This window comes from uncultured Acinetobacter sp., assembly GCF_947624825.1.
Classification (GTDB): Bacteria; Pseudomonadota; Gammaproteobacteria; order Pseudomonadales; family Moraxellaceae; genus Acinetobacter.
Genome location: NZ_CANQLZ010000091.1, coordinates 1 through 6,383, shown reverse-complemented (window position 1 = coordinate 6,383; position 6,383 = coordinate 1). Strand labels below are relative to the sequence as shown.

Sequence of the window (6,383 nt, the reverse complement as noted above, 5' to 3'; positions counted from 1 at the left end):
GCTAGAGTCAGCATCATAAGCAGCCATATCACGACGCATGATTGCAGCTGTGTATTTCGCGATGTCTAAACCAGTTTTAAAACGGTTTTGCATTTGCATACGTGCAGCATCTTCAGGAGAGATGTCTGCCCAAGTGTTGCCGAATTTTGCTTTTAATTCGCGGATTGCATCAATCGCTGTTTGATATGTAGTCATGATATTTCCCTGTATTAATTTTAGGACTTTTCCCAACGATTTGCTAAAATCTCACCCTCATGTACTTGTTTAGATTATGAGCGCCTCGTTGCATTGAATACAGATTAGTTTGCTTAAAAAATTTAATCCAATAGCCTGCAAGAATTTCCGACATTTATTTAAAAAATACGTAGCTAAAAGTCGTATAGTTTGCGTGATAGTACTTTTTAAGTTTATGTTTTTTATAATTAAAATATTTTGAAGATTTTTTATTTTGTACTTTTATTCAGCATTAGACCTAAGTCTTAAGGGGCTTTTTTCCTTAATTTTTGGCTTGTTTGTGTTTTTATTTTCATGACCTTTGGCATTTTTGGTGCTTGGTCTTAGATTTATTTTCATATGATAAAGTCTGTGAATAGGCTCATTTTTAACGGCGATGTATGTATTCATAAAGATGATATGACAGGATAAAACGCGGCTTTTTTAAAGCCTTGCCTTACACAAGGTGTATGGCTTATGGCATAATCACTGGTAATTTCATAATTTTATTCTCGGTATTTTTTTTATGAATCTGGAGCGGGTCGACCTTAACCTACTAATTTACCTTGATGTACTCCTTCGCGAAAAAAATGTCACCCGCGCCGCAGAGCAGTTGGGTGTCACGCAACCGGCGATGAGTAATATTTTGCGTCGCCTACGTAACTTATTTAATGATCCTTTGTTGATCCGCTCATCTGAAGGCATGACCCCGACAGAACGTGCCTTAGAATTACAACCGCGTATTCGTGATGCTTTATCTGATTTGTCGATGATTTTAGAGCCACGCACCGAATTTCGTCCGTATACCTCTAATCGTGTGTTTAGAATTATGACCTCAGATTATGCTGAGGCCACTTTAGTACCACGTTTGGTCAAAGCCTTACGTGCTGAAGCACCTAATGTTGTGTTGGACTTTTTAACGCCAAGCGATGTGTCATATCGTGATATGGAACAAGGTAAAGTCGATTTAGCCATTAACCGCTTTAATGAAATTCCACAAAGTTTCCACCAAGTATTGGTCTGGCGTGATAGCTTTTCGTGCTTGTTAAATCCAAAGCATCCGTCTGCTGCTAACTTAAACCTAAAAAATTATTTAGATGCACAACATATCTGGGTGTCTAAAACCGGGATGGGCGTGGGTTTTGGTGTGAATCCTGATAAACAGGCTGGGTTAGGCTGGATTGACCAAGCTTTAGAGCGTATCGGACAAAAACGTAAGATTTCGGTGTTTACCCGTCATTATCAAATGCCGGGGTTATTGGCATCAAACGTAGATTTAATTGCCACATTGCCAAGCCGAATTGCCCGTTTACAAGCCAAAAGCCAAAATATCTTGATTAAAGACCCACCCTTTTATATTCCTGAATTTGAATTAAAAATGGCATGGTGTCCATTGCTGCATCATCATCCGGCGCATCGTTGGTTACGTCAGTTGATTTTATATGTCGCACGTCAAATGATTGAGGAAGAAAATCGTGAGTACTTGCAAAATAATTCACAAATTTCGCCTTACTAAGCACATTTTCGCACTTTGATGTTATTTAGCCGTGTAAAGAAATACGCTACACGGCTATTTTTATGTTAAAAGATCAATATAAATAATAAGATTCTCATCACAGGTGAACCCGTGAGCCTCTTTCAAAATATCGTCATCATCATGCTCTTAATTGTTGGGGCAGGATTTTTATCGTTAACGGAAATTGCCTTAGCCGGCGCACGCAAGGTCAAACTCAAAATTTTAGCCGAATCAGGCGACGAACGCGCACAGCGTGTGATGGACTTACAGGAAAACTCCGCTGATTTCTTTGCTGCCTCACAAATTGGTCTCAACGCCGTTGCCATCTTAGGAGGTATTTTAGGTGAAGGGGCATTTCGTCCTTATTTCATGGCGTTTGTGGCACAGTTTTATACTGGACCATGGGCACAAACCATTGGTTTTGCGCTTTCCTTTACCCTCGTTACATCCTTGTTCATCTTATTTGCCGATCTGATGCCTAAACGCTTGGCCATGATTGCACCTGAGAAAATTGCCGTTAGCGTGATTGATCCGATTCAAGTGTTTATTAAGGTCTGCCGCCCTTTGGCTTGGATGATTAATACCATTGCCAACGTGTTGTTCCGCTTATTTAAAGTCAATACCACACGCGATGACAATATTACCTTTGCCGACATTTCAGCGGTGATGGATGCCGGTGCGCAAGCCGGTGTGTTACTCAAACAAGAACATCATTTTATTGAAAATGTATTTGAGCTTGAAGAACGTAACGTACCATCAAGCATGACCACACGTGAAAACGTGGTGTACTTTACCTTAAATGAATCAGAAGACAGTATTCGACAAAAACTGGCTGAATACCCTTATTCTAAATTTTTAGTCTGTAATGAAGACATTGACAGCGTCATTGGTTATGTAGATGCCAAAGACATTTTGGTGCGTATTTTAAATAATCAGTCTTTATTGCAACTTAATGAATCTACTATTCGTAATGTACTCACCATTCCTGACACATTAACTTTATCGGAAGTACTTGATCGTTTTCGCTCCACCAAAGAAAAATTTGCGGTGGTCATCAATGAGTATGCTCTTGTGGTGGGTGTGATTACCCTGTCTGACATTATGATTACTGTAATGGGCGATTGGGTCACCCCAATTGATGCCGATTTGCAAATCATTAAACGTGATGAAAATTCATGGTTAATTGAAGGCAGTACCCCGATTGAAGACATTAAACATGCGCTTGAAATTGAAGAATTACCAGACGAAGAAAACTATGAAACCTTAGCCGGCTTTATGATGTACAGCTTACGTAAAATCCCACGTCCTGCTGATTCGGTTGAATATTTAGGCTTTAAGTTTGAGGTGGTGGATGTCGATAACTTTAAAATTGACCAACTCTTGGTGACACGTTTAGTCGCCAAAGCTGAAAGCATACTAGATCAGGAATAAAAGACCATGTCAGTATCTGCTCTTTTGGCCTGTTTGGCAGTTTACTCGGCTTTATATTGTGTGTATTTTTTCTTTGCCCATGCCAATAATGGTCTACTCATCCTCGCGGCGATTGCTTTACTCATTTTTGCCGCCAAAATTAGCCCGTATGCTTATGAGCGCCGCGCTAAGCGCTTTAATAACACCTTAATGTGGGGCGACTATTGGTTTTGGCCACTTATTACATGGTGGCGCTTATTTATTTTGCCTGCCAAATTATTATTACGTTGGTGGTATGATTAAAAAAAGCGCCTTAAAGGCGCTTTTTTTAAATCTTATCGCTTGCTTAATAATGCATCTAACACTGCTTGATAATGAATGCTGATGTCTTCTTCTAGCAGTTTATAAGCATTGTCGAGTTGCACCATTGGCCAACCTTCTTTCCAAAATGGGAAGATATTATGCAAATATTGCGTCACGGTTGCATCTTCACGAGTAATGGCTTGCGCCACTTGTGATAAAACTTGTGCCGTTTCAGCCCCATCAATGGCTAAATAATCAATACCACGTACTTTTAAAATGCGAACACGGTCTTTTTTATAGCGAATTTTTTTGGCTTGACCTTCGTTTAAGCCTAAAGCCAATACTACAGCTTCTACAAATTTGTCTTCAAAACTTTGGTGCAGAACCACTAAGGCTTGTTTATGCGCTTCTTGACGCCCCGCTTTACCACCGGCACGAATCACTTCTTGTGCTTCGATGTTGAGCTCATCGTTTTTCATAGACTGCAAAATGTCTAAAATTTCGATATCGCTTAAGTTTGCAGGAGAATGTTCAGTCATAAACTGCCTTTGAAGAATAAGAAAACTAAAGCGCTATTTTGGCATAATTTGCTTGCGAAATATATCATGCGACTGCATAAGCTAAAAATAAAAAATCCCCCAACTGTGGAGGATTTTTAGTCATAAATTAATGTTTTACTTCAACCACTACTTTACCAACATGTTCACCGGTATCAAGTGCTGCATGCGCATCTTGAATTTGCTCAAAGTTAAAGGTTTTATAAATCATTGGAATACACTGACCTTGCTCTAACAATGGCCATACCTGAGTTTTTAAACCTTGAGTAATGCTGGCTTTTTCTTGTGTGGTACGTGCACGCATGGTCGAACCTGTGATGGTTAAACGCTTCATCATAATTTGACCTAGCTTAACCTCTTTGGCTTTAGCACCACCTAAAAATGCGATATACACCAAACGACCATCACGGCGCAATAAATTTAAGTTTTGCTCTAAATATGGCGCACCAACAATATCTAAAATGACATCAACACCGGCTTTGTCGGTTGCTGCTTGAATCACGTCTTCAAAGTTTTGAGTTTTATAGTTAATTGCTGTGGTTAAATGTGAAATGGCGTGCACTTTTTCATCTGAACCGACAGTGGCAAAGGTGTTTAAACCTAAAGCTTTGGCTAACATTAAAGCTGTGGTTCCAATACCACTCGTTCCACCATGCACCAACAAAGTTTCACCGGCTTTGGCTTGCCCCATTTCAAACACATTGGCCCATACCGTAAAGAAGGTTTCAGGAATAGCCGCGGCTTGCACAAAGTTTAAACCTTGAGGGATGGCTAAAGTTTGGCTCTGTGGCACTACACAGTACTGTGCATAGCCCCCACCATTGGTCAAACCACAGACTTGATCGCCGACTTGAAACTGGGTAACTTCACTGCCTACAGCGCTAACGATGCCGGCTACTTCAAGACCCGGCACAGGCGTTACACCTTTAGGCATTGGGTATAAGCCTTGGCGCTGTAAAATATCTGGACGGTTAATCCCAAACGCATGTACTTGTACCAACACTTCGTCAGCTTTTGGCTGAGGAATGGCAACGCTTTCATAGGCCAGTTTTTCAACGCCCCCCGGCTCAGTAATGATAATCTGCTGCATCGTTGCTTGTGACATACCCGATTCCTTTGGCTTGATTTTTTAAAATAACTTAGGCTTAGCAACATAAAATAAAAGACTATAAATGCCAAGTCTAGATTTTAATTTTTACCTTTTGGTATTGACCAAGTGTATCGGCACAAGTTTATGACATAGTGATGTAAGTCATTAAAATTTAATATGTAATATTTCTTTTCCTTTATGACAAAACCATCGCTTTGTCATAAAGGCACGCTATGTTGCCTAGATCATAATATCACTTGAGAATAAATCGATGAAACGTGTCTATTTATATAGCGCCATTTTATTATGCTTAAATTTAGCAGCCTGCTCGGATGACGACGATCAAAATAATAATGTCACAGGTCCCAATATTACCTCGCCTGCCCCTGAACCCACGATTCCTGAAGAAGTGGTTCCTGTACCTGAAGTTTATTTAGATGAAAATTTTGATCAGCTAAAAGCATTACCCGATACTTGGATGTTACCTAAAAACAATGCAGGACAAGTCTATATCGAAGATGGTGACCTGTTTTTAGATGGACGCGCCAACGATACAAGCATGACGTCTGTATTATTACCTGCTGAATATCAACAGTTACGTAACTATCGTATCGACTTAGAATTTAGCTATGTAGAGGCGAATAACGATGGACGTTGGGCAAGTATTATGTATCGCGCTGCCGATGAATATGCTGAGCCTGCTTTTAGCCCGTACTATCAATTTGCAATGCGTAAGCAAACCACTGGCAGCAGCGGCTTAGAACTTTCTTTGCGTATGCCAACCAATACATGGAATGTGTTGCAAAAATCTGCCCACAGTGAAGATATTGGTTTAAACACAGTGCATAAAGCCACCGTGATTGTGCATGGAAATCGTGTACGCCACTATTTAGATGATCAGTTGGTCTTAGACAGTAGCTTACCGTATAACCTTGATCAAGGCGGTATTGGTCTATCGAGTGCAGGACTTTTAATGAAAGTCAGTCATTTAAAAGTCACCGAACAACTCGATGCCTTGCCTCAATTTAATAAAATGACTGAATTGCTCGATCAAGGCTTGCCTGTTGCTATGGCACCCACCTTAATCCAATCAGCAAGCACTGTTGCTTCACCTAACAGTGTTGCTCATGTGGCATATCGTCTAGATTCAGCTCTGAATTTAATGAATGACAAGCAACAAACAGTCATGTCATTAACCGCTTATTTGCAAGACACTCAGTGAACCGTACCGGGTTTGTCGGAGACTCAATATTCTGAGAGACTATTCCGATGAAAAAACCAACCTATACCCCCG

6 protein-coding genes and 1 pseudogene are annotated in these 6,383 nt (G+C 40.3%); 4 read left to right on the top strand and 3 right to left on the bottom strand.

All coding sequences use genetic code 11. From position 1 onward, the window contains the following. A pseudogene (locus Q0017_RS13030) lies at nt 1–195 on the bottom strand (isocitrate lyase); the annotation flags it as partial. A 544-nt stretch (nt 196–739) separates the two neighbouring features. Between Q0017_RS13030 and Q0017_RS13025 the strand changes: the two are divergent. From Q0017_RS13025 to Q0017_RS13015, 3 genes are all read left to right on the top strand, one after another. Next, a complete protein-coding gene (locus Q0017_RS13025) occupies nt 740–1,729 on the top strand; it encodes a LysR family transcriptional regulator (RefSeq protein ID WP_298147648.1) in 990 nt (329 codons plus the stop codon). A gap of 111 nt (nt 1,730–1,840) precedes the next feature. Next, the gene (locus Q0017_RS13020) at nt 1,841–3,160 is read left to right on the top strand and encodes a hemolysin family protein (RefSeq protein WP_298147645.1); all 1,320 of its coding nucleotides are present in this window, start codon (nt 1,841–1,843) and stop codon (nt 3,158–3,160) included. A gap of 6 nt (nt 3,161–3,166) precedes the next feature. After that, nucleotides 3,167–3,442 carry a hypothetical protein gene (locus Q0017_RS13015; protein WP_298147641.1) on the top strand — a complete coding sequence of 92 codons (276 nt, stop codon included), beginning with the start codon at nt 3,167–3,169 and terminating at the stop codon, nt 3,440–3,442. 32 nt (nt 3,443–3,474) lie between these two features. Here Q0017_RS13015 and Q0017_RS13010 read toward each other — a convergent pair whose 3' ends face one another. After that, on the bottom strand, nt 3,475–3,981 hold the full coding sequence (locus tag Q0017_RS13010) for a hypothetical protein (RefSeq protein WP_298147637.1): 507 nt from the start codon (nt 3,979–3,981) through the stop codon (nt 3,475–3,477). A gap of 127 nt (nt 3,982–4,108) precedes the next feature. Continuing rightward, nucleotides 4,109–5,104 (bottom strand): NAD(P)H-quinone oxidoreductase, encoded by a 996-nt coding sequence (locus Q0017_RS13005; RefSeq protein ID WP_298147634.1) that lies wholly within the window; start codon nt 5,102–5,104, stop codon nt 4,109–4,111. A gap of 256 nt (nt 5,105–5,360) precedes the next feature. On the opposite strand from Q0017_RS13005, the gene Q0017_RS13000 reads away from it, so the two are divergent. Then, nucleotides 5,361–6,311, top strand: a complete 951-nt coding sequence (locus Q0017_RS13000; protein ID WP_298147631.1) for a family 16 glycoside hydrolase — start codon at nt 5,361–5,363, stop codon at nt 6,309–6,311. The last annotated feature ends 72 nt before the right edge of the window (nt 6,312–6,383 follow it).

What these genes read in the sequence shown, in the direction of transcription:
- Q0017_RS13015 (WP_298147641.1), top strand. Translation starts at nt 3,167, where the DNA reads ATGTCAGTATCTGCTCTTTTGGCCTGTTTGGCAGTTTACTCGGCTTTA.
- Q0017_RS13005 (WP_298147634.1), bottom strand. Translation starts at nt 5,104, where the DNA reads ATGTCACAAGCAACGATGCAGCAGATTATCATTACTGAGCCGGGGGGC.
- Q0017_RS13025 (WP_298147648.1), top strand. Translation starts at nt 740, where the DNA reads ATGAATCTGGAGCGGGTCGACCTTAACCTACTAATTTACCTTGATGTA.
- Q0017_RS13000 (WP_298147631.1), top strand. Translation starts at nt 5,361, where the DNA reads ATGAAACGTGTCTATTTATATAGCGCCATTTTATTATGCTTAAATTTA.
- Q0017_RS13010 (WP_298147637.1), bottom strand. Translation starts at nt 3,981, where the DNA reads ATGACTGAACATTCTCCTGCAAACTTAAGCGATATCGAAATTTTAGAC.